Genomic DNA, 21,450 nt, shown 5'->3' with positions numbered 1-21,450 from the left:
TTTTTTGGTTGCGTAAAAAATTTGTCCAATATCTGACCGAAGGGCATTTGTATGTCTGGTCGAAGTTTTCGGAATAGAAAATGATGTCTGATCTCTTTGTTGTTTCGATGGTTTTTGGTACGCGCCCAGAAGCGATAAAAATGGCGCCCCTTGCGGCTAAGCTCCGAGAAAATAGTAATATAAAATTACACATTTGCTCGACCGGACAGCATCGGGAAATGTTGACGCAGGTATTAGATGCCTTCGATTTGCAGGCAGATGAAGACCTTGACGTGATGACCAGTGGTCAGACTTTGAACGGGCTTTCGCAGCTGTTGCTCACGCGCCTTGATCGTAGCTTTGAGCAGACAAAACCAGACATTGTTTTGGTTCATGGTGACACCACAACCAGCTTTATGGCGGCATTTGCAGCATTTAATCGCCGTATTCCCGTCGCCCACGTAGAGGCTGGTCTGCGCACCGGCAACATACATTCCCCGTGGCCCGAAGAAGCCAACCGTGCGCTCACGGCTGTTCTTGCAAATTTGCATTTCGCCCCGACCGAGCGGGATCGGAACAATCTTCTGGAGGAAGGCGTCGACCCAAGTCAGATCGAAGTCACCGGTAATACCGTGATTGATGCCTTGTTGTTGATGCGCGACAAATTAACCCGAAGTGGGTGGACGCCTGATGTCGCAAGCCCCCTTGGACCGTTGAACAATGATCGCCGGGTTGTGTTGATCACAGGTCATCGTAGGGAAAGCTTTGGCGATGGGTTCCACCGTATTTGTACTGCAATCGCTGACCTTGCTGACCGTAATCCCGATGTGATGTTTGTCTATCCGGTGCATCTTAATCCGGTGGTGCAAGAGGCCGTATATGGCGTTCTTGATGATAAACCGAATGTCTTGCTTGTGCCGCCTCAGGGGTATCTTGAATTTGTGTGGCTGATGAACCGCGCGTCGATCATCTTGACCGATTCCGGCGGTGTCCAGGAAGAAGCCCCGGCGCTTGGTCGCCCTGTTCTTGTGTTGCGCGATGTGACCGAGCGTCCCTCTGGTGCTGACAGTGCCAGCATGATGGTTGGCACGGATCATGCCAAAATCGTTTCAGCGGTTCAAAAGCTTCTCGACGATCCGGATTACTACCGTGAAAAAAGCCAAACACGCAGCCCGTTTGGCGACGGACACGCCAGTGAACGCATTGAAAAGCGTCTTAATGCTTGGCTTGCCCGCGATCGTAGAAGTGTTGCTTAACCATGACGTACGAAGCTGTCGACTTTCTTGTGCATGTTTTATATGCGCTAAAATACATCGTTGTGGTTGTTGCGTTTCTGGTTTTGGTGCTGGGGCTCGATGATCTGTTTATCGATGTGATTTATTGGACGCGGACCATTGTTCGCGGCTTTAAGATTTTTCGACACACTGCGCGCGCCGACGAAGAGCGACTTTACACAGTTGCCGAAAAGCCATTGGCCATCATGGTCCCGGCTTGGCAAGAAGTTGGCGTGGTCGGCGAAATGGCCCGGCTTGCAGCAAGTACGATCGATTACGAAAACTATCAGATTTTTGTTGGAACGTATCCAAACGACCCGGACACTCAGCGCGACGTGGATGCTGTTTGCCAGCAATATCCAAACGTTCACAAGGTGGTATGTGTCCGCCCCGGCCCGACAAGTAAGGCCGACTGTCTAAACAATGTCATCGACGCGATTTTATCGTTTGAGGGGCAGGCGGGGATCGAGTTTCAGGGCTTTATCCTTCATGACGCCGAAGATGTTATTTCCCCGTTGGAGTTGCGTCTTTTTAACTATTTGCTGCCGCAAAAAGACATGATCCAAATCCCGGTTTATCCCTATCCGCCAAAATGGTGGGAATTCACAGCCGGGCATTACTCCGATGAGTTTGCCGAAAACCACGGCAAAGACGTTGTCGTACGCGAAGCCCTTGCAGGTCAGGTGCCCAGTGCCGGTGTGGGCACCTGTTTTGGCCGCCGTGCAATCTCGGCTCTGCTTGATGATGGGGATGGCATCGCCTTTGACGTCAGTAGTTTGACCGAAGACTACGACATTGGCTTTCGCCTAAAGCAAAAGGGCATGGTCTGCATTTTTGCGCGTTTTTCAGTGAAAAATTCTGAAAATGCGCTGCCTGTGTCTTGGATCCCGGGAATGGACCGACGCTTTACTCAATGCATTTGCGTGCGTGAGCATTTTCCGCGTTCCTTTGTGCATGCGGTTAAGCAAAAGTCGCGTTGGATTACCGGGATTGTCTTTCAGGGAACCCGAAATATCGGTTGGACGCGCAGTCTGATCCTTAATTATTTTTTATGGCGTGATCGCCGCGGACTTTTGACCAACGTGTTGGGATTGGCAGTTAATTTCCTGATGATGGTCAGCTTGGTGATGGCCGGGATTTTGATCTTGTTTCCAGATTCCTGGCGCTTTTTATCTATCATTGGCGACAGCGATACCATTCGGACGTTGTTGATTTGTAATGGTTTATTGCTGACCAACCGGTTGGTTCAGCGCGCGTGGTTCGTGACCCGCTTTTACGGGGTTTTTCAAGGCCTTTTGTCGTTGCCGCGTGTGTTTTGGAGCAACATCGTCAATTTTTGCGCCAACGTCCGGGCGGTCCGTCTTGTGCTGAGCTTTGGGGACTCCCGTCGTGTGGCTTGGGACAAAACGTCACATGAATTTCCCATTGTTGGTGACGCCCGGCGTGTGCCGCTTGGTGAGTATATCGTCAAACGCGGTTGGGCAACCGAGCAGCAGGTACAAGATGCCCTAACCAGCCCGCACCGTCGGCGCTTGGGACATGAGTTAATGATGCGCGGTGTGATCAACAGCACTCAGCTTGTGCAAGCATTAGCAGAGCAAAATCGTGTGGACTGGATGGATTTCAATCCGTTCAACCTTCAGGCCGAAACGGTCGCACAGTTTCCGTCTTATTTGGCTCTGCGCTACGCCGTGCTTCCGATCAAGGAGGATGGCAAAACCCTGATTATCGCGTCGGAAACGCCGATCAGTCAGGTCTCTCTTGGGGCGATGAGCCGTAAACTTAAACGAAAGCTCGAATGCCGGCTTGCCCCGCATGGGCGGGTGACCCTTGGCCTGCGTCATTGGTATGGCGGGCGGCATATGAATGAGGAAAACCGTCTTGTCATGGATGTCTTGAGTACGCGAACAGATAATGCCGATCTGTTGGAGGAGATTTGCCAGCATCAGGTCATGCTTGGTGATTTACTCCGGTTGCATGGCGTTGTTTCCGTGCCGTTAATGAACCAAGCCCTCATTGATTTTGATCCGAAAAAAGAAGCTCTCGGAGAGTACCTTGTTGGCCGCGGCATTATTGATCATGAGACCTTGGAACGTGTTCTGAAAGATCAGCGGAACGAGCAGCAGAAATCCTATATGATCGCGCGGGAGGCCGCGTGATGACCAATGTTCGGCTTTGGGCGGTAGTTGGATTGATTTTTGGCTGCGCTATTGCGCTGCCCCTCACGGTGGTTGCGTTGCGGGCGCATGAATTGGACGACTTTGAGCATTACCAAAGTTATCCCTTTATGAATCGTGCTTACGACGCAGCCAAACGCGAAGACTGGGAACAAGTTCGAAAGCTGATGACGCATTTGCTAGATCAGGTTCCCAACAATGACGAGGCGCGTGCGCTTTTGATCAATGCGCTGTCCGAGCAAAAGGACTTTGAAGCTGCGCTGACGGTTGCACAGGAATATCCGGAACCTGACGTGCGTAAGAAGGCTGTCTTGGATATCCAACTTCGCTGGATTTACGACGCCCCGCCGTCATCCGTTATGATTTCCAAATGGCTTGAAAAGGCACCTTCGGAACGCGAACATATCGCCATTTGGCAGTCCTTTGTCGCGCGGATGGACGGGGATGAATATTATCAAGAAAACCTGTTCGACTGGTTGGGATTGGTTCAGGCGAAGGGCGATGAACTTGCGTTGCGCCGTGCGCGGGCAAATATGGCCGAACGTCTTGAAAAATGGGATGCGGTTATTGACGAACTGGCCCCCCTTGCGCAGGACAACCAGTTGTCGGCAGATGATTGGCCGCGCCTTGCCAACGCGTATGTTGAAAAGCTTGATGGTGCAGCACTTTCCGCCTTGTTGAAAACGGCGCCAAATGCCGATGGTGCTATTACCGCCAGGATGAACCTGATCGAGCGCGCGATCGGAAATAAGCAATTTGATTTGGCAAAGGCCTGGCTTCGTCCGCTTGTGGATGATGATGTTTCCAATCACAAGGCGTTACGCCGCCTGTGGGAGCTTGCGCGCCAGACCGAAGATGCCGATTTGGTGTATCAAACGTCGCAGGAACTCGGTCGTCCGTGCCTGGAAACGGCAGAATGGTTGGTCGGACGCAAGAACGGGCTGGTTCATGCCCTCCTGCAAAGCTGTGACGCGTCGGAAAATCCGCGTTCTTGGCTTGTCCTTGCCCAGCGTGCTGGGGCATGGGATTTGATGAAGACAGTTTCATTGCAAGGGACTTGGGACGAACGCCGCTCAGACATTCTTGTTCGACACTTTCTAAAAACGGGCCAAACGAATGAAGCTATGGCGTGGCTTAAAAAGCGCCAGAAAAATCCTGCGACATTGCGACACCTCGCACAGCTACACCAAAACTTGGGCGATATAACCCTTGCGGCTCAGAATTGGTATGCGTTGTTTGATCTAACCGGCAGTTATTCTGCGTTGGATCAGGCAACCTATCTTGACGTTCAAAATGGCAGTACATCCTCAGCCATGTACCGCTTGGAACATGCCTATCAAGATGCCAAAGGTGACCTGCCTCATGATTTGATCGAACGGCTGGCCCTTTTATATCAGCAAAACCTTTCCGATACGGATCTACCCAAAGCTTCGGTTCTGCTGGACCGGGTTGACGGTAAACTTCGCGCAGAACTTTTGTCACGTTTGTCGCTCAGCGGTCATTGCGATTTGGTTCGCGATTTCACTGATAAGCATACGGTGACCCAAGCTGTAAGCTACCGCGCCTTAGGCCAATGCAGCATGAAGAAAACCCCTGGTGTTGCAGTTGTCTATTTCCGTGAGGCTGTTAAGCGTGGTGACAATGGCAGCGTTCTTCCATTGGCCTATGCCTATGATGCCTCGGGCGCTTATGGCCCGGCGATGGAGATTTGGAACAGTCAACCTGTTGAACAGCTTGGCAATAATGCTGCTTTGACCGCGGCGCATTCGGCGATGAACGATGGGCACTTTGACCGTGCCGAAGCGTTTTGGGCGCAGGTTGAACCCGACACAGCTGCCGGATGGGCATTGGGGGCATCCATTGCTGCCGCGCGCCAAATGCCTGATGTTGCGATGGCCCGCCAAAGGGAAGCTTTGACCTTTGCGCCGGGGGCCGAGGATTACTACGCTGCCGCTGCCGTCGCTCTTTCCGCTGACGATACCGCACAAAGTACAGAATGGCTTCAGTCGGCATTTGATCTGTCCGATGAAAACCCCAGATTCCGTGCCGACCTCGGGATGCGTCTTGCTGGCGATGCGGATCCTGACCGCAGGCTCCAAGCAGTTCCCTATGTCGAACAGGCCGTTAATGACTACCCCGAAGATTATCGGCTACATGAAACGCTGGCCAATCTTTACAACGAGCAGGGGCGGTCGGCCGACTCACGCGCCAGTCTGCGCGCCGCAATCGATCTTGAACAATATCCGATCCTTAATGAACCAAATGTTGAATCCGTCGAAGCGCGCCGATATCGCCAACGCCGTTCCCACGAAGCATTGTCGCGGCGTGATACGGTAACGGTGGCATCCACTTGGTCACCTGCGGGTGTTTCGGCAAACGCAATTCCAGGCAAAGAAAGCTTCGAACGCAAAGCCCAGTCGCAAAACATGCAGACATTCCTGTGGGACCATGCATTGGGCGAAGAACCCGTCGAAGCAGGAAAAAGCCTGTCTGTGTATGGGCGTGCCGTTCTTGGGGCCGACGACCGAAACAAATATGCCAGCAATTTCGGGGCTGGGGCCGGCCTGCGCTATAAGCCGCTTGGCGATTACAACCTTAATCTTTATGGCGAATTATATGTGCAAAGTCGCCTGTCAGATGATCGGTCCTTACCGTTCAAAAAGGCAGTCAATCCGGTTGAATTGTTTGAGCGCGGAGGCGATTTTGCAAATGACGGGAACGTAACCGGCGATTTCCTGTTGCGCGCAACGGCGTCGTTTTTTGATCAAGGCGAATATCGCAACGACTGGCGTGTAGATGAAGATTCCTGGAACGAGCGCTTCCTTTATCTGGATGCTGCTTGGTGGACCCATAGCCATTCTTATCAATGGCTATCGCGCTATCAGCAGGGGCACACCTTTAAATTGCCGTTCGAAAGTGCGCAGACCCTGATGCCCTATGGCTTTACCGAGTTTTCCACCCAAAAAACCAATGGTGACTGGCGGCAAGATCTGCGGGCCGGGGCCGGGATACGTTGGCAGATGTGGTTAGACGACGATACCTACAATGCCTATCGCAGTCATATCAGTGCCCGCATTGAATATCAGCAGGGTCTTGGTGGCAACCTGTATGCCAAAGCCAATGGTGTGTTCGTCGGGCTGGAGTTCGGATTTTAATGTTTAGGTTTATGCCTGTCGCAGCATTTTTCCTGGCTGCGGTATTGCTGCCAGTGTGCCAAGCCTCAGCTGCGCAATACATGTTTTTTCAGCCATCGGTTTCGGACAAAAAGATCACACCGGAAAAGTGGCGTGATATTTGGCGCGACAGCAAAGATAACGGCATCAATAGCGTCATTGTTCAATGGACGCGCTATGGCGACATCGATTTTGGCGGAAAGGATGGTTGGCTGGTAAATGCGCTGCGTGATGCCAACGCGGCGGGCCTTGATTTGGTTATGGGGCTTTATATGGATCCGGCCTATTACCGGCGATTATCTGAAATCGATGCAGCGGCCTATGACGCGTATCTTCAGTACGCATTGGGACAATCGTTAAAGCAGGCCGAGGTTATTAACGCGCGATGGAACTTGCCGATTGCGGGATGGTATGTGCCGCTCGAACTTGATGATTGGAACTATAGCCAAGCATCTCAGCGCACGAGGGCCAAGGACCTTTTGGTTGGATTATCCGATCGTCTGGACGCGCCGGTGCATGTCAGTACCTATGCGGGTGGAAAGGTTGCCAGTCAGGTCTATGGCGACTGGATAGACGCACTCAGCGAAAAAGGACTGCATGTGTGGGCGCAAGATGGCGCAGGAACTGGCACGTTGCCCGACCTCGTCCGCCAAAGCTATTTGGATGCTATTCCCTGCAGTGCCGGTGTCGTTCTTGAAGCATTTACGCAAACAAGCGGTGCTGGGGATGATTTTAAAGCCGTACCGGTCGATGATTTTGCCGCTTTAAAACGACCCAATCAGTGCCACGAATTGGCGTTTTTTGAGTTGCGATATTTACCATGGGGGAGGGATCTTTTGTCCAAACATCTTAACGTCAGTCAAGCGCCGACGTCATAGGATGCTGCCCGCTACTCGCGAAGGCGGGCAGGCTATCTAGCCCGCTAAATAAAAGACCGACCCGCCATACAGTCCCAGAATCGCGACACTTTCCCAGCCGATATTGCCCATACCGCGCCGTTCGCGGTTGAGCATGCCGAGCAACAAAACCCCGGTCATGAGGATAACAAGGGCGATGGTAAACAGATGCTGATCACTAAAGGCGGCGTAAATTGATCCATCGCGATAGGCGAAGTCGGATGCCGCAAGAAACAGCACGTCAAAGGCATTACCGCCGATAATATCGCCAACCGCCAAATTGACGGCCCCCATGCGTACCGCGGCAATTGCCGAAACAAATTCCGGAAATGATGTTGATATCGCGGTCAGGAAGGTGCCAACGGCGGTTTCGCTCATGCCGGTTTTATCAACGATGGCAAGGCCCGCTTGGCCGATGATATGTCCGGCAACCGCCGTGACAGCCGCAAAAATAAGAAACTCGGTCCACAGGCGCAGGCTGCTTTCAGGATGAATATCATCTTCGTGTTCTTTGGCGTCTTCTTGGGTCAGGTCGGTTTTTTTCGGGCGCCACATCGGTTCTTGGCGGATTTCTGACAGCAACGACAACCCAAAGCCATAAATCACAAACAGCAGGATCGATACCGGGTGAATGTGGAAAATCATCCATTGCGGTCCGGCATAACCGATAATGGGAATAACCAACATACTGACCAACAACGTCGCTTGGGCAAGGCCCGTCGCACTGGCCGCGGCATGTTCAAGATTGCCTTTGCGATAGAAAAAATCTGCAATTGCCAGAAACGTTGTCTGTGCTGCAATCCCGCCAAGGGCATTGCCAATCGCAAGATCAGTATGACCTTGCCATGCGGTGGTGACCGATAAAACACTGCCCGGAAGGCTGGTCGCCATCCCGACAAACAACGCACCCGCAATGATTTGGCCCATACCGGTGCGTTCTGCCAATTTGACGGCAACACTGGCAAGCCGCGTTCCGGCAAAACCAATGATCAGTGTACAGACGGCAAAAATCGCTGCGATCACGCCAAGTGATAGTTCGGCAAGGTCAAAGGGCATCAGGTGACTTTCTGAATTCGCAAGGGTTCTTGTGTGTAACTATCCCCAAGGCCGCTTGTTCCGTGAACGCTGCGTTTTGGTCCTGAGATGCATCTTATGGTTGGATCATATGCCCCGAAACGTCATTGCGAATATGGACGAAAATCAAACATACCGCTGTGAAACCAACTTTTTGTGCGCCGCGGGAAAAAGAACGCGCGGGTTGCTGTATAATATAGCCAAATCAGTTGGGACCGATTATTGTGACGTTATAACGGGCCATAAAAAATAAGGTCCGATTGTCCTAAGGTGCACGTAAGATGTGCCAAACGGGCAAATTGGTTGGTACGGCAAACATCCCGCGAGGGGACAATAAAAAAAACGAATTGCCGTGAGGGTTAAAAAGTGCGTGATCCAAAGAACAGGTTCGTTCGATCCTGTTGTGTTGCCGTGATTTTATTGCTGGCACTTTTCCTGTCGTTTCAGCTGTTGCCAACTGCGCATGCCAAAGAAACATGTTTGCGTATTGCGATGCCCAAAGTTTATCTCGATCACCGTGGGGCAGATGCCTATCGCCATGCGATGGCACAGGCGGGGCTCTGTGTTGAGCCGATTGCATTGCCCGCGACCCGATCCATCGAAGGCATTCGCACTGGAACGGTGGATGGTATTTTGGTCGCACGCGATAACCTGCCCGATTTGTGCGGTGTCTCGGTTGTGCGGGGTGATGTCACCTTTGCGAATATGAAGGGGCTTTTGGTGGTACGTGACGGGGCGATTTCCGGTGTTGATGATCTTAAAGATCAGCTGCTTGGTGTCGCGTTGGGCCAAACCTGGTCCACAGACCTGATGGGCACGTATGCCAATCTTATCAAGGTTCCCGGTGGCCCGGAAATGATGCACAAAATGCTGTTTGCCGGGCGTCTTGATGCGATTTTGATTGATGCATATTCACTGCGCGTTTTGGGCGGTGCACTTGACGCGTACAAGATAATACCGGTCGCTGATTTGGCACTATATAGCTGGCTGCGCGGTGAATTCGCGCATTATCTGCCCCAGTTTGATCAGGGTACAGTCAACTATCGCAAAGTCTTGGCAGACCTTTAAATCCGGTCTGTCGCATGCTTCGGGATGTCTGCATTTATATCCGGTGCATCCACTTCAACAGTCTCTTGATGGTCCGCTTTCCATCACGGGCTTATCTGGTCTGCCAAAAGACCGCTTAAAAAGCATCTTCACCTGAAAAATAATCATGAAGCATGGCGTCACGTGCCATGAAACCCGGCGGTATCGACGGGCGTCGGCTATCATGGGTTGGTTTTGCAAACGCAATCGTTTGATCCCCGCGCGTAGCCCACCCAACAAACCAGCCCCAAGGTTGAACGTTCGCTTAAAAACGCCGAGGAACGCTAATGCTTGGAGGGGGATATTGTGTCGATTTGTGCGAGGATTGCGATTGCCAAAGCATCCAAAACCGGGCTTAAGTTGTGACCTAAAATAAGGTGCGGTTGACCGAAGCGTTACCACCTGCTTGACCGCAAAAGCACCTCAAAAAAAACAAATCTGGAAACGCGCCCTATGGTTCCCTTCTTTGGCGAAGCTGCTGCTTTTAGCGCTGCCCTATGCTGGGCAACGTCGAGCATGATTTTTTCGAATATCGGCGGCAAAGTCGGCGCGCAGACGGTTAATCGCGGGCGTTTGATCTGTTCGATTTTCTGCCTGACCATTCTGCATTGGGTGATGGAAGGCCAACCATGGCCAAATGCGGTCACGTGGGAACAGCTCGGATGGTTGTCGCTGTCGTCTATTCTGGGCCTTGTGATCGGCGATGCCATGCTGTTTCAGGCATTTGTGATGCTCGGTGCCCGATTGTCGATGCTGTTAATGTCGACGGTGCCGATCATGGGCGCGGTTTTGGCGTGGGTTCTGTTTGACGAAATCCTCATACCAATTGAAATCACTGGTATCGCCTGTGGGGTGGGTGGGGTTTTGTTGGTGATTTTGGGTAAAAAAGGCCGACCGGTTGGGCTTGCCGGGCGCAATTATGTTGTCGGGGTTTTGTTTGGACTTGGGGGCGCGATTGGCCAGGTCAGCAATTTGATTACTGCCAAATACGCCTTGATTGATGGTTATTCCGCCCTTTCGGCGACATGGATCAGAACGCTGGTGGCAGTGATCGCCATGTGGGGGATTGCCATCCTGTTGGGGCGGGTACGGCGCACCGTTACCGCCTGTATGGCGCCAGATGTCGGTAAATGGCTGTTTCTTGGGGCGTTTATCGGCCCGGCGGTTGGGGTGTGGCTTTCGATGTTGGCAGTGCAAAATGCCAATGTCGGGATCGCATCAACCTTAATGGCGCTGCCGCCGGTGATCTTGATTGTCTATGAAGGATTGATTTTGCGGCGTCCGGTCGGCTGGCAGGCGGCCTTTGGGACCTGCCTTGCCTTTGCCGGTGTCGCACTTTTGTTTATGCACTGATCTTCGCGTCTGAATGGCCCTGCGCTTATGCGCATCACGGGGGCAACGCGATTGGCCTTTGTGGGTTATTTCGTGCTGGCCCGTGCGCGGCGGCGCGACCACAAAAACATGCCGCCAAACAGATTGACCAAAAGGCTCATGCCAAACAGCGCCCCGGCCCAGATCGGTAAATCAAGCAGGGCGGACGTGCCTTGTAAGGACGCGTGTGATTCTTTGGGGGCGGTTGTGGTTTCGTCTGCTGTGCCGTTCTTATCAACGCTTGGCAGATGATAGGTCAGATTAACAACATGCCCCATGCCATCGGCAACGTGGATTTTCCAACCGTTTGACGCGGTATCTGCCATCGACTTGGTCAGGCTGTCGCGGTCAACGCCAAAGGCAAAATTCCCGGTGCGGTCCGTGCGACCCTTTTGCCAGGTTTTACCGTTTGGCCCGGTGACGACGACCTCGGCAAAGGCCATTGCGGTACCGTCGGTATAGCCAAAGCGATATTGATTCGTATGACTATTGTCGATCACCTGCCAGCCCGCGCCATGGGCGTGGGCGGTTGATGGCCCGGCAAATGCCAAGGCCATCAACACCATCACAATGATTGGCAGCAGTTTTTGTCCTGCGCCCATCGATTTATTTCGCGACATCAAAGGTCAGGGTCGCGCGCAGGTTATGGGCACGAACGCCTTCTTCTTCGTCGGCAACGTCGGTGGCAACGCGGACAATCCAGGTGCCCGGCGCGCTGATGCGCACTTTGGCAATGCCGCTGCCGCGTTCATCGGTCAGGGTTTCGGTCGCATAGGCCCAGGATGACGGGGTGTCGGTGAACCCGGCATAGGTGGCAAGTACCGACGTCGTCAACGGTTGCCCATCAAGCAAGATCTGGAAGGTCGCATCATCGCCAATCGCGGTTTCGCGCGGATCGGAAAGTGGGACGATTTCAAGCTGGTCGCCAATCGGCGCGGTGATAAAGGCATCGGCTTTGTCGCCTGACGCCGCACCGACCAGGTCCTTGGCGAATTTTTCATAACGAACGGCTGCGACGGCATCGGGATGTTCATCCGCGCCACCTTCCTGCCAGCCATCCGGAGTCTGGGACCAAATCACCGGAAGACGATGTGCCGAAAGCCATGCGGCCGTTTCTGGCGCATCAAATGTACCGATCTGGTTGGGCGCATCGGCATTTACATCGAAATCAAGGTCGGTTTTCTGATCGGCGGTGATCAAAGTCGCTGCAAGATGTTTGGCGGCTTCTGCTTCTTCTGCTTTGCCGAAAACGTGGCTCGAATCCATAACGTAGGTCATGGTTTCGCCTGCTTTTGCGTCACTTGGGCTGGTCATAAGGGTGAATTCGTGGGCGCTCACCGCGCCGCTGAACAAGCAGCCAATCGCACCAATCATGACACTGGTTGCGAACTTTGATTGAAACATCTGCTATCCTTTGGGAAATTAGGGCTATAAGAAAGAATGTGTGAACTTTTCAAATTTGTTCATACAAGTCAAGCTGATGATTCTGAAAGGGAATTGAAATGACCCGCGTGACCGTATCGATCGAAGATGACCTGATGGACGCCTTTGATACCTTTCTTAATCAGCGCGGCTATACCAACCGGTCCGAAGGGTTCCGTGATCTGATTCGTGAAAAGCTGCAACAGACCAAGCTTGCCGAGGACGAAAATGGCGTTGGCATCGCGGTATTAAATTATGTCTATGACCACGAAGAACGCATGCTGGCATCGCGTTTGATGAACGCCCAGCACGAACATCACGATCTGACGGTATCGACGGTCCATTTCCACATTGACCATGATACCTGCCTTGAAAGCGTGACGTTGCGCGGAAACCTTGCTGATATCCGGGCCTTTGCCGATAAAATTCTGGCCCAGCCCGGTGTGCGTCATGGGGAACTTTATTCCGTGCCGGGTGAATTGCATGTCGAATCCCATCACCACGGCGACGACCATCATGGCCACGCCCATAAACACGAACATCTGAAAATCACCACGTAATTTCCCGTTTCTTGCGGTCTTACAACGCTCTACGCCATTCGAACCTCGCCATCGGCCGGGTGGAACGTGCCAAGTTGATTTCCAAATGAGAACAAACTTGCAACATTTAAAAATATGTGCGAGTGTTCTTATTATGTTCTCAAGCGTTCTGCTGGCAGTCACAGGGAATTCAATCTGTTAGGGCAGCAGGCATTTTAAGCGGTGGCGTTCCGCACTTAGGTCCGGGGAACCGCCTGCGTTGCATCCTACCCGGCCCTGTGGAATAAGAGAGTTCGAGCAATGATTCAGACCGCGCTGCATTTGGTGGATAAGGATACTATGGATAAGCAGAAGGCACTTGAAGCCGCCCTTGGGCAGATTGAACGGGCATTTGGCAAGGGCTCGATTATGAAGCTCGGCCAGCGTGATAGCGCCGTTGATATTTCGGCGATTTCAACCGGATCGCTGGGCCTTGATATCGGGCTTGGCATTGGCGGCCTGCCGCGTGGCCGTATTGTTGAAATTTACGGCCCGGAAAGTTCAGGTAAAACCACATTGGCCCTGCACACCATCGCCGAAGCCCAGAAGTTGGGCGGCACCTGTGCGTTTGTCGATGCGGAACACGCGCTTGATCCGGGATACGCCCGCAAGCTGGGTGTGAATACTGACGAACTGCTGATTTCTCAGCCAGATGCCGGTGAACAGGCCCTTGAAATCGCTGATACGCTTGTGCGTTCTGGTGCGATTGATGTTCTGGTCGTCGATTCGGTTGCCGCCCTTGTGCCGCGCGCCGAACTTGAAGGCGAAATGGGCGATACCCACGTTGGCCTGCAGGCCCGCCTGATGAGCCAAGCATTGCGCAAGCTGACCAGTTCGGTTTCGCGGTCCAACTGTATGGTTATCTTCATCAACCAGATCCGTATGAAGATCGGTGTGATGTTCGGTAGCCCGGAAACCACGACCGGTGGTAACGCACTTAAATTCTATGCGTCGGTTCGTCTTGATATTCGCCGTATCGGTCAGATCAAAGACCGCGACGAAGTGGTCGGCAACCAGACCCGTGTCAAAGTTGTTAAAAACAAAATGGCACCGCCGTTCAAACAGATCGAATTCGACATCATGTATGGCGAAGGCATCTCCAAGATGGGCGAAATCCTTGATCTTGGCGTGAAGGCCGGCATTGTCGAAAAATCTGGTTCGTGGTTCTCGTACAACTCGACCCGTATTGGACAGGGCCGTGAAAACGCCAAGAACTTCCTGCGTGAAAACGTGGAAATGACCAAGGAAATCGAAACCAGCATTCGCGAAAGTGCCGGTCTGATTGCCGAGGCAATGACCAACATGAAAGAAGACGATCCGTCAAACGACGATTGATCGAGCTTCATCAGATGATGAAAAACGGGTGTGCCTTGGGCATGCCCGTTTTTTTATGTCTGGCCCAAATCTAAACGGAAATCTACTTGGCCCGTGCCATGTGGCTATCGGCGCCGTTTAAGGTTTTAAGCCTAATCGTCCAGTCGCCCAGTCGGCGGATGTTTATCCAGCCGTTTCCATGGCTGTTGCCGCGTGGCTTTTCCATTTGCCGGGATTGATCCCCGTGATGCGCAGAAATTCGCGATTGAAGTTGGATTTGGTGTTAAAGCCACTTTCCAGCATGGCGCTGGTCACGTTTTGCCCTGCTTCGAGTAACTGGCAGGCATGGACAATGCGGCGCTGATTGATAAAGCGCGATACGTTTTCCCCGGTTGCCTGATTGATTGCTGTCGATACATGTTTCAGCGGATAGCCCAACCGACGAGCAAGGCGCGACAGCGTAAGGTCAGGATCAAGATAGAGTTTCTCGCGCGTCAAAAGACTTTCAAGCTGTTCCATGATTTGGGCAACTGGAACGTCATCTTGGATTTTGGCGGCGGCGCTATAGTGCTGAGGTGACGTATCCTCGTTTTCGCCAACCGGCTCTGCCGCGATATCGGGCGACAGGGACATAAACCCGATCATCAAAAGTGCGAGGGATGAAAACATGCTTAGGATCAAGCCCGGCGCGCCGCGATAGCCATAGGCAAGCGCAATCGAGATTAAAACATCGCTGATTGCCGAGGCGATTAAAGCCAGAGCAATGAACCGCCAAATCAGGGCTGGAATATGCCCGGATGCCAGTCGAGTATTGGCAAGGTCATCATCCTGACGGCGCAGCACAATCAAAATAGCCACCGCGTAGCCGACAAATATTGCGACCAGAACAGCATCAATCAGGGCAGGGAGCATAATGACGGTTGCTGTCATTACGATCGGGGAGAGGATATGGGCCCAGTCGCGGGCGCGTCGCTGTCCGCGGATGCCACTATCGACAAACGCAACCCACGCCAAGGCCGGGATTACGGATGCGGTGACCGGCGGCAATAGCCGCAACTCGGTCAGGCCATAATATTGCACCAGCGACACCATGACACTTTGGCAGGCACAGGCCAAAAGCACGGCGGCCAATAAGCGCGGCGTATTGCCAAACAGGGCTGCGCGCAAAAACAAAAAGCCCAGCACCAGCGCAGCAACCATCGGAAGGGGTAAAACGATCATGTGTGCCCAATTAACGCTTGGTCGAACATGTCCCAAAACCGGTTTTGGGTGTCCTAAAACCGGTTAAAGGACGCCAAAGCCCCCAAACAGAAGCAATTTCAATTCAGCAAACATTAAAACACGGATTGAAATCATGAAACATGTAACTTCTGCGATGGTTCTGGCCTTGGGCCTTTTTGCCACCTTCACTTCTGCCGTTGCCGAACCCGCCAGTGATCTTGCCGGGTATGACCGGTTTGATGTGCGCGCCGCCCACCGTTCCATGCCGGTTGCGGCGTCCATCTGGTATCCGGCGGGCACCCATATATATCGCGCGCCGGTCGGCCAAAGCATGATCTGGAAAAGTACAGATGCCTATATCGGGGCGGCGATTGCGCCGGGAAAGCATCCACTTATTTTGCTGTCGCATGGATCGGGCGGTAATATGGATGCCATCGGTTGGTTGTCATCGCAATTGGCGTTACGCGGTGCGATGGTTCTGGCGGTCAATCATCCCGGCACCACCAGCGGGGATTCATCGCCGCGTCGGACAATGTATCTTGGACAGCGTGCCAAGGATATCACTGCCGCCCTTGATCAGGTTCTCGCCAATCCTGAATTCGCGCCTTATATCGACACGCGCGATATTTCCGCCATCGGGTTTTCGCTGGGCGGGACGACTGTCCTTAATCTTGCCGGGGTCCGGATTGACCCGGCGGCGTATCGTGACTACTGCGCCACGTACCAAAACAGCGCGCAGGATTGCGACTTCTATCAAAAGGGCGGGGTCGATTTTGATAATCTGCCGCGCGATTTTCACGACACAAACGCTGATCCCCGGATTTCCAAAACCGTTGCGATTGAGCCGGGCATGACCGATGCGGTTGATGCGCAAAGTTTGGCCGATGTGACCAATCCGGTGCTGTTTATTCGCCTTGGCAAAGAGCATGGCTGGCGGGCAGCGGACGTTAGCGAAACAGGCAGCAATATTGTGGCACGGGTGAAAAATGCATCATTGGCGGTGTTTGCCCCGGCCTATCACCTGACGTTTCTCGGTGAATGCCTGCCCGGTGCAGCCAAACTTCTAAAAGAAATGAAAGACGATCCGGTTTGTTCGGACCCGGCGGGGGCGGACCGTGCGCGGATCCATGATCAGATTGTCGATAAGGTCGCTGATTTTCTTGCGCTGGGCCAAAGAAAATAGGGGGAATGAAGAGGGAATAATTTTTGGCGTAAAACAACCCTGCCTTGCATAAGCCGCTTTTGAGGGGGATGGTTGTGTTTGCGCGATGTTGTTGCCTTAAGATTGTGATTTCAGGGGGCGTATGACGGCGATGGACGAGCCGGTGCAAAGCCTGATTTCAAAAAAATACAAGCGCAGATCAACTTTTTTTATACCGTTAAGTCATTGAAGAAAGACGAATTTTTGAAGTTTTTAGTAATTTTAATCAACTTCAAGGATGAGTAGCGGGAACAACTTTCCACCTACGCCGTTTGACTTAATGTGAACTCAATCACGGTATAAAAATAATACGAACACAGGAGCAAACAAGATGTCAGATATTCTGAAAAAGATTTTCGCAGTTGCAATGATTTCAGGGATGGGCCTTGGTCTTGCTGCCTGTGAAACTGCAGAAGGCTTCGGCCGCGATGTTGAAGATGCTGGTGAAGCAATTCAAAGCGAAGCTGATTAATAGATACCAATTAAAAATTGAACACTCATCTATTCTTCGTCGCGCTTGTTGATTGATGCCAATTGATCTCCTCCCCTCCATTGGGTCGATCAACGCGTGACACGGAAAACGGAGTATAAGTAATGATAGGTTGGGCAATCTTTTGTCTCGTTCTTGCCCTGATCGCCGCCGTTTTGGGCTTTGGCGGTCTGGCCGGAACGTTTGTAGGAATTGCAAAGATACTGTTCTTTGTCTTTATCGTGCTTTTCCTTGTTTCACTTCTGGTCAACGCGTTGCGTGGACGCGGACCACCCGTTTAATCGGGATAATAAGACACGAGCAAACCAAGACGGGCGTGCCAAGGCGCGCCCGTTTTGCTGTGTGATCACCGAACTTTTAAAAATCTCGACGAAATCCCGCGCCCGCCTACTGGTCACGACACACGACATCGCCACGCGCGAAGTAAATAGTTGCCAGCGCAGATGTCCCTCGACAAGATAGCCATCTGATTTTTGCCGCTTTTGGCATTTTAAATCGCCGTATAAGCATTTCAGACGGACGCCCCGCGCGTCACAATCAACATGTCGTTAAAGGCAGGAGCACAAAAACGATGTCGACCATTATGAAACGCCTGTTGGCATTGACCATGATTGCTGGTTTGGGCTTTTCACTTGCCGCTTGCGAGACCGCAGCAGGATTTGGCCGTGACGTTGAAAAGCTTGGCGAACAAATTCAGGAAGGTGTCGAGAAGTAAGCGCGTCTCGACACAGTCGCGGAATTTTCCACACCGAATGCGCCCGCAACATCAGCTCTGAAACCCATTGAAAGCACCCATTTGAAGGATCCGTTCGGCAAATGGGTTTTATCTGATTTCTTTCCGTCATCCCGCAGTGTTTGACCGTGATGAAATCTGACCGAAATCATAACGCCGTTACAACGTTCGAAACCAATCGTTTGGTGTTGGCACCAGCACGGTTGGGCGATGTTGCGCGGTTATATGGTTTTTTGGGCAATCACGATGCAATGCGATTTACCCATGTGGACCAAACCTTTGCCGCCTGTCGTAAACGGGTTCTGGTGCATGAATGGTTCCGCCGTCGCGATGGCTTCGCGCCCTGGGTCATTCGCGCAAAGGAAAACCAGTCCATTATTGGCTGGGGTGGTCTTTACACCGATCCGTTTGATCCGGGGTGGGGGCCAGAAGTGGGGTACTATTTCCATCCCGATGCCTGGGGACAGGGATTTGGTACCGAGCTTCTGACAGCATCGCTTGATTTGGCGGCGCATCATTACCGATTGCCAGAGCTTACAGCCTTTGTGCATCCCGATAATCTTGCATCACGACGATTGCTTGAAAAATCGGGCTTTGGGGTGCGTGATTTTATCCCCAAAATGAACCGATATCGCCTTAAACGCGTCTTTTAGTCGCTTAGCACTTCCCCCGACTGGACAGCGCAGGGCCGAGCCGCTAAATAGGGCAGTCCTGCCCGTGCTGTGCGCGGGTGTGTTTGTTCCGCGTTTTCCGGGTTGGAGAGATATGCAGACCGTTAATGATATCCGCACCACGTTTCTGGAGTTCTTCCGCAAGAACGGCCACGAAGTCGTTCCCTCCAGCCCGCTGGTGCCGCGCAATGACCCCACCTTGATGTTTACCAACGCCGGGATGGTTCAGTTCAAGAACGTTTTCACCGGCCAGGAACCGCGCGATTACAGCCGCGCGACCACGTCGCAGAAATGCGTACGTGCCGGGGGCAAGCATAACGACCTTGAAAATGTCGGTCATACCGCGCGCCATCACACCTTTTTTGAAATGCTCGGCAACTTTTCGTTTGGCGATTATTTCAAGGAAAACGCGATTGAATTCGCCTGGAACCTGATCACCAAGGAATATGGCCTTCCGGCAGAGAAACTGTTGGTCACCGTCTATCACACCGATGACGAGGCGCATGCCCTTTGGAAAAAGATTGCGGGCCTGTCTGATGACCGCATCATTCGCATTCCGACCTCTGATAACTTCTGGTCGATGGGCGATACCGGTCCTTGTGGTCCGTGTTCGGAAATCTTCTTTGACCATGGCGATCACATCTGGGGCGGCCCTCCCGGCAGTCCTGAAGAAGACGGCGACCGTTTCATTGAAATCTGGAACCTCGTCTTCATGCAGTATGAACAGATGGCCAATGGGGATCGTCTTGATCTGCCAAAACCATCCATTGATACGGGTATGGGGCTTGAACGTGTTGCCGCGGTTTTGCAGGGCAAGCACGACAACTATGACATCGACTTGATGCGTGCGCTGATCGAAGCATCGGCTGATTTCACCAATACCGATCCGGATGGCCCGCATAATGTGTCGCACCGTGTGGTTGCCGACCATTTGCGTTCGACCAGCTTCCTGATTGCTGACGGCGTTTTGCCGTCCAATGCCGGTCGCGGGAACGTTCTGCGTCGTATCATGCGCCGCGCAATGCGCCATCTGCACATGATCGGCACGCAAGATCCGGTGATGTATGAACTGGTTCCGTCGCTGGTCCGCAAAATGGGCGGTGCCTTCCCGGAACTGGTCCGCGCACAGGCCCTGATCGAAGAAACGCTTAAGCTTGAAGAGCAGGGCTTTAAAACCATGCTTGATCGCGGGCTTAAGATGCTTGATGACGCGACCGATGGCATGGACGAAGGGGCCATCCTTTCGGGTGACGTTGCCTTTAAGCTTTATGACACCTATGGCTTCCCGCTTGATCTGACGGCTGATGCGCTTAAACCGCGTAAAATCGGCATCGATGAAGACGGCTTTAGTGCTGCCATGGAAGAACAAAAAGCCAAAGCCCGCGCCGCATGGTCTGGCTCCGGTGAGGCCGCGACCGAAGAAGTCTGGTTCGATATTCAGGACCGTGACGGCGCGACCGAGTTTTTGGGCTATGAGACCGAAACCGCCGAAGGTGTTGTTACTGCCCTGATCAAAGACGGTGCCGAAGTTAAAACCGCGACCAAGGGCGATGAAATTGCACTGGTTGCCAATCAGACGACCTTCTTTGGCGAATCTGGTGGTCAGCAGGGCGATGCCGGCGTGATCAAAACCGAAGGCGGTGCCGTGGTTGAGATCAGCGCGACGCAGAAAAAGCTTGGCACCTTGCATGTCCATATCGGCAAAGTGGTTGAGGGCGAGGTTAAAGTTGGTGATGCGGCTGAATTCCGCGTCGATCATACCCGCCGTTCATCGCTGCGTGCCAACCACTCTGCAACGCACTTGTTGCACGCCGTAATGCGCAAGCATCTTGGCGATCACGTCACCCAAAAGGGGTCTTTGGTGGCCCCGGATCGCTTGCGTTTTGACGTGTCACATCCAAAACCGGTTACCGCCGAACAGGCTGCCGTGATCGAAGCTGATGTAAACCGCCTGATCCGCGAAAACAGCGAAGTTACCACCCGTTTGATGACGCCAGATGAGGCGATTGAACTTGGTGCCATGGCGCTGTTTGGTGAAAAATACGGCGATGAAGTCCGTGTTGTATCGATGGGCCTGCCAGAGGCCAACGAACATGCCTATTCGCTTGAACTTTGCGGTGGAACGCATGTGAACCGCACCGGTGATATCGGGATGTTTAAAATCGTTTCGGAAGGGGCGGTTTCAAGTGGTGTACGCCGGATCGAAGCCCTGACGGGGGCCGATGCCGCGGACTATATGGCCGCACGTGAAAACGTTTTGGGGACGGTTGCTGCCGACCTTAAAGCCAGCCCAGAAGACGTTCCGGCCCGTGTCAAAGCATTGCAGGAAGAACGTCGTCGTTTGGAGCGCGAAGTTTCGGACCTGCGTAAAAAGCTTGCCACGGCGGGCTCGGGTGCTGCATCTGGCGGGGATGCGTTTAAAGACGTCAACGGCGTTAAAATGGCGCTGCGTGCCCTTGACGGTATTCCGGCCAAGGAACTTAAAGGTATGGTCGATGAGCTTCGCGATCAGATGGGATCAGGCATTGTTGCCTTGGTTTCAAATGATGGCGGCAAAGCATCCATCGTGGTTGGCCTGACCGAGGATTTGAAAGGCACCTATAGTGCTGTTGATCTGGTGCGCATCGGTGTTGAAAAACTCGGCGGTAAAGGCGGCGGCGGGCGCCCGGATATGGCACAGGGTGGCGGTTCTGACCCATCCCAAGCCGACGCCGCACTGGCCGCAATCGAAGCCCATATCGCAGGCTAAGCGATCATTACAGTCAAAAGTCTGACGATTTAAAGGGTCCC

18 protein-coding genes are annotated in these 21,450 nt (G+C 52.9%); 14 read left to right on the top strand and 4 right to left on the bottom strand.

Features of this window, described 5'->3' with window-relative positions; genetic code table 11:
• Positions 1-80: 80 nt before the first annotated feature.
• The 4 genes from wecB to HCZ99_RS07055 all read left to right on the top strand — a co-directional run bounded on the left by wecB (position 81) and on the right by HCZ99_RS07055 (position 7,481).
• Entirely contained in the window at positions 81-1,235 is a 1,155-nt protein-coding gene (gene wecB, locus HCZ99_RS07070) for a non-hydrolyzing UDP-N-acetylglucosamine 2-epimerase (protein WP_368484238.1), read from the top strand.
• A 2-nt stretch (positions 1,236-1,237) separates the two neighbouring features.
• On the top strand, positions 1,238-3,412 hold the full coding sequence (locus tag HCZ99_RS07065; protein ID WP_167446251.1) for a glycosyl transferase family protein: 2,175 nt from the start codon (positions 1,238-1,240) through the stop codon (positions 3,410-3,412).
• Between the two features lie 128 nt (positions 3,413-3,540).
• Positions 3,541-6,585, top strand: coding sequence for an NfrA family protein (locus HCZ99_RS07060; protein ID WP_167446250.1), 3,045 nt, complete (start codon positions 3,541-3,543; stop codon positions 6,583-6,585).
• Positions 6,586-6,665: 80 nt separating this feature from the next.
• Positions 6,666-7,481: a DUF4434 domain-containing protein gene (locus HCZ99_RS07055; RefSeq protein WP_167446249.1), complete on the top strand. Its 816-nt coding sequence runs from the start codon at positions 6,666-6,668 to the stop codon at positions 7,479-7,481.
• 36 nt (positions 7,482-7,517) lie between these two features.
• Here HCZ99_RS07055 and HCZ99_RS07050 read toward each other — a convergent pair whose 3' ends face one another.
• On the bottom strand, positions 7,518-8,555 hold the full coding sequence (locus HCZ99_RS07050; protein ID WP_167446248.1) for a sodium:calcium antiporter: 1,038 nt from the start codon (positions 8,553-8,555) through the stop codon (positions 7,518-7,520).
• A 384-nt stretch (positions 8,556-8,939) separates the two neighbouring features.
• Here HCZ99_RS07050 and HCZ99_RS07045 point away from each other — a divergent pair, with 384 nt between their 5' ends.
• Together HCZ99_RS07045 and HCZ99_RS07040 are read left to right on the top strand one after the other, a co-directional pair.
• Positions 8,940-9,641, top strand: coding sequence for a hypothetical protein (locus HCZ99_RS07045; RefSeq protein WP_167446247.1), 702 nt, complete (start codon positions 8,940-8,942; stop codon positions 9,639-9,641).
• A 471-nt stretch (positions 9,642-10,112) separates the two neighbouring features.
• Positions 10,113-11,012 carry a DMT family transporter gene (locus tag HCZ99_RS07040; RefSeq protein WP_167446246.1) on the top strand — a complete coding sequence of 300 codons (900 nt, stop codon included), beginning with the start codon at positions 10,113-10,115 and terminating at the stop codon, positions 11,010-11,012.
• Between the two features lie 65 nt (positions 11,013-11,077).
• Here HCZ99_RS07040 and HCZ99_RS07035 read toward each other — a convergent pair whose 3' ends face one another.
• Positions 11,078-11,632 carry a hypothetical protein gene (locus HCZ99_RS07035; protein ID WP_167446245.1) on the bottom strand — a complete coding sequence of 185 codons (555 nt, stop codon included), beginning with the start codon at positions 11,630-11,632 and terminating at the stop codon, positions 11,078-11,080.
• 4 nt (positions 11,633-11,636) lie between these two features.
• Positions 11,637-12,434, bottom strand: coding sequence for a DUF4198 domain-containing protein (locus HCZ99_RS07030; protein WP_167446244.1), 798 nt, complete (start codon positions 12,432-12,434; stop codon positions 11,637-11,639).
• A 98-nt stretch (positions 12,435-12,532) separates the two neighbouring features.
• Between HCZ99_RS07030 and nikR the strand changes: the two genes are divergently transcribed.
• Positions 12,533-13,012, top strand: coding sequence for a nickel-responsive transcriptional regulator NikR (nikR, locus tag HCZ99_RS07025; protein WP_167446243.1), 480 nt, complete (start codon positions 12,533-12,535; stop codon positions 13,010-13,012).
• 279 nt (positions 13,013-13,291) lie between these two features.
• Positions 13,292-14,365, top strand: a complete 1,074-nt coding sequence (recA, locus tag HCZ99_RS07020) for a recombinase RecA (protein ID WP_167446242.1) — start codon at positions 13,292-13,294, stop codon at positions 14,363-14,365.
• A gap of 162 nt (positions 14,366-14,527) precedes the next feature.
• On the opposite strand, the gene HCZ99_RS07015 is transcribed toward recA, so the two are convergent.
• The gene (locus tag HCZ99_RS07015) at positions 14,528-15,565 is read right to left on the bottom strand and encodes a helix-turn-helix domain-containing protein (protein WP_167446241.1); all 1,038 of its coding nucleotides are present in this window, start codon (positions 15,563-15,565) and stop codon (positions 14,528-14,530) included.
• A 133-nt stretch (positions 15,566-15,698) separates the two neighbouring features.
• Here HCZ99_RS07015 and HCZ99_RS07010 point away from each other — a divergent pair, with 133 nt between their 5' ends.
• The 6 genes from HCZ99_RS07010 (at position 15,699) to alaS (ending at position 21,409) form a co-directional block, all read left to right on the top strand.
• Complete coding sequence (locus tag HCZ99_RS07010) at positions 15,699-16,748, top strand: alpha/beta hydrolase family protein (protein ID WP_167446240.1); 1,050 nt, start codon at positions 15,699-15,701, stop codon at positions 16,746-16,748.
• Between the two features lie 349 nt (positions 16,749-17,097).
• Positions 17,098-17,238 carry an entericidin A/B family lipoprotein gene (locus HCZ99_RS07005; protein ID WP_175581431.1) on the top strand — a complete coding sequence of 47 codons (141 nt, stop codon included), beginning with the start codon at positions 17,098-17,100 and terminating at the stop codon, positions 17,236-17,238.
• Between the two features lie 122 nt (positions 17,239-17,360).
• Positions 17,361-17,537 carry a DUF1328 domain-containing protein gene (locus HCZ99_RS07000; protein ID WP_167446239.1) on the top strand — a complete coding sequence of 59 codons (177 nt, stop codon included), beginning with the start codon at positions 17,361-17,363 and terminating at the stop codon, positions 17,535-17,537.
• A gap of 290 nt (positions 17,538-17,827) precedes the next feature.
• On the top strand, positions 17,828-17,971 hold the full coding sequence (locus HCZ99_RS06995; RefSeq protein WP_167446238.1) for an entericidin: 144 nt from the start codon (positions 17,828-17,830) through the stop codon (positions 17,969-17,971).
• Between the two features lie 149 nt (positions 17,972-18,120).
• A complete protein-coding gene (locus tag HCZ99_RS06990; RefSeq protein WP_167446237.1) occupies positions 18,121-18,642 on the top strand; it encodes a GNAT family N-acetyltransferase in 522 nt (173 codons plus the stop codon).
• 112 nt (positions 18,643-18,754) lie between these two features.
• The gene (gene alaS / locus HCZ99_RS06985) at positions 18,755-21,409 is read left to right on the top strand and encodes an alanine--tRNA ligase (RefSeq protein ID WP_167446236.1); all 2,655 of its coding nucleotides are present in this window, start codon (positions 18,755-18,757) and stop codon (positions 21,407-21,409) included.
• Positions 21,410-21,450: the final 41 nt, after the last annotated feature.

Origin of the sequence: Thalassospira lucentensis (assembly GCF_011806425.1) — a bacterium.
In the GTDB taxonomy this organism is placed as follows: domain Bacteria; phylum Pseudomonadota; class Alphaproteobacteria; order Rhodospirillales; family Thalassospiraceae; genus Thalassospira; species Thalassospira lucentensis_B.
The sequence above is the reverse complement of the archived record's forward strand: the minus strand, read 5'-3'. Positions and strand labels throughout refer to the sequence as shown.

Bases quoted from the DNA above. Each gene is read 5' to 3' on its own strand.
- wecB (WP_368484238.1), top strand. From the start codon at position 81: ATGATGTCTGATCTCTTTGTTGTTTCGATGGTTTTTGGTACGCGCCCA.
- HCZ99_RS07065 (WP_167446251.1), top strand. From the start codon at position 1,238: ATGACGTACGAAGCTGTCGACTTTCTTGTGCATGTTTTATATGCGCTA.
- HCZ99_RS07060 (WP_167446250.1), top strand. From the start codon at position 3,541: ATGAATCGTGCTTACGACGCAGCCAAACGCGAAGACTGGGAACAAGTT.
- HCZ99_RS07055 (WP_167446249.1), top strand. From the start codon at position 6,666: ATGTTTTTTCAGCCATCGGTTTCGGACAAAAAGATCACACCGGAAAAG.
- HCZ99_RS07050 (WP_167446248.1), bottom strand. From the start codon at position 8,555: ATGCCCTTTGACCTTGCCGAACTATCACTTGGCGTGATCGCAGCGATT.
- HCZ99_RS07040 (WP_167446246.1), top strand. From the start codon at position 10,113: ATGGTTCCCTTCTTTGGCGAAGCTGCTGCTTTTAGCGCTGCCCTATGC.
- HCZ99_RS07035 (WP_167446245.1), bottom strand. From the start codon at position 11,632: ATGGGCGCAGGACAAAAACTGCTGCCAATCATTGTGATGGTGTTGATG.
- HCZ99_RS07030 (WP_167446244.1), bottom strand. From the start codon at position 12,434: ATGTTTCAATCAAAGTTCGCAACCAGTGTCATGATTGGTGCGATTGGC.
- nikR (WP_167446243.1), top strand. From the start codon at position 12,533: ATGACCCGCGTGACCGTATCGATCGAAGATGACCTGATGGACGCCTTT.
- recA (WP_167446242.1), top strand. From the start codon at position 13,292: ATGATTCAGACCGCGCTGCATTTGGTGGATAAGGATACTATGGATAAG.
- HCZ99_RS07015 (WP_167446241.1), bottom strand. From the start codon at position 15,565: ATGATCGTTTTACCCCTTCCGATGGTTGCTGCGCTGGTGCTGGGCTTT.
- HCZ99_RS07010 (WP_167446240.1), top strand. From the start codon at position 15,699: ATGAAACATGTAACTTCTGCGATGGTTCTGGCCTTGGGCCTTTTTGCC.
- HCZ99_RS07005 (WP_175581431.1), top strand. From the start codon at position 17,098: ATGTCAGATATTCTGAAAAAGATTTTCGCAGTTGCAATGATTTCAGGG.
- HCZ99_RS07000 (WP_167446239.1), top strand. From the start codon at position 17,361: ATGATAGGTTGGGCAATCTTTTGTCTCGTTCTTGCCCTGATCGCCGCC.
- HCZ99_RS06995 (WP_167446238.1), top strand. From the start codon at position 17,828: ATGTCGACCATTATGAAACGCCTGTTGGCATTGACCATGATTGCTGGT.
- HCZ99_RS06990 (WP_167446237.1), top strand. From the start codon at position 18,121: ATGAAATCTGACCGAAATCATAACGCCGTTACAACGTTCGAAACCAAT.
- alaS (WP_167446236.1), top strand. From the start codon at position 18,755: ATGCAGACCGTTAATGATATCCGCACCACGTTTCTGGAGTTCTTCCGC.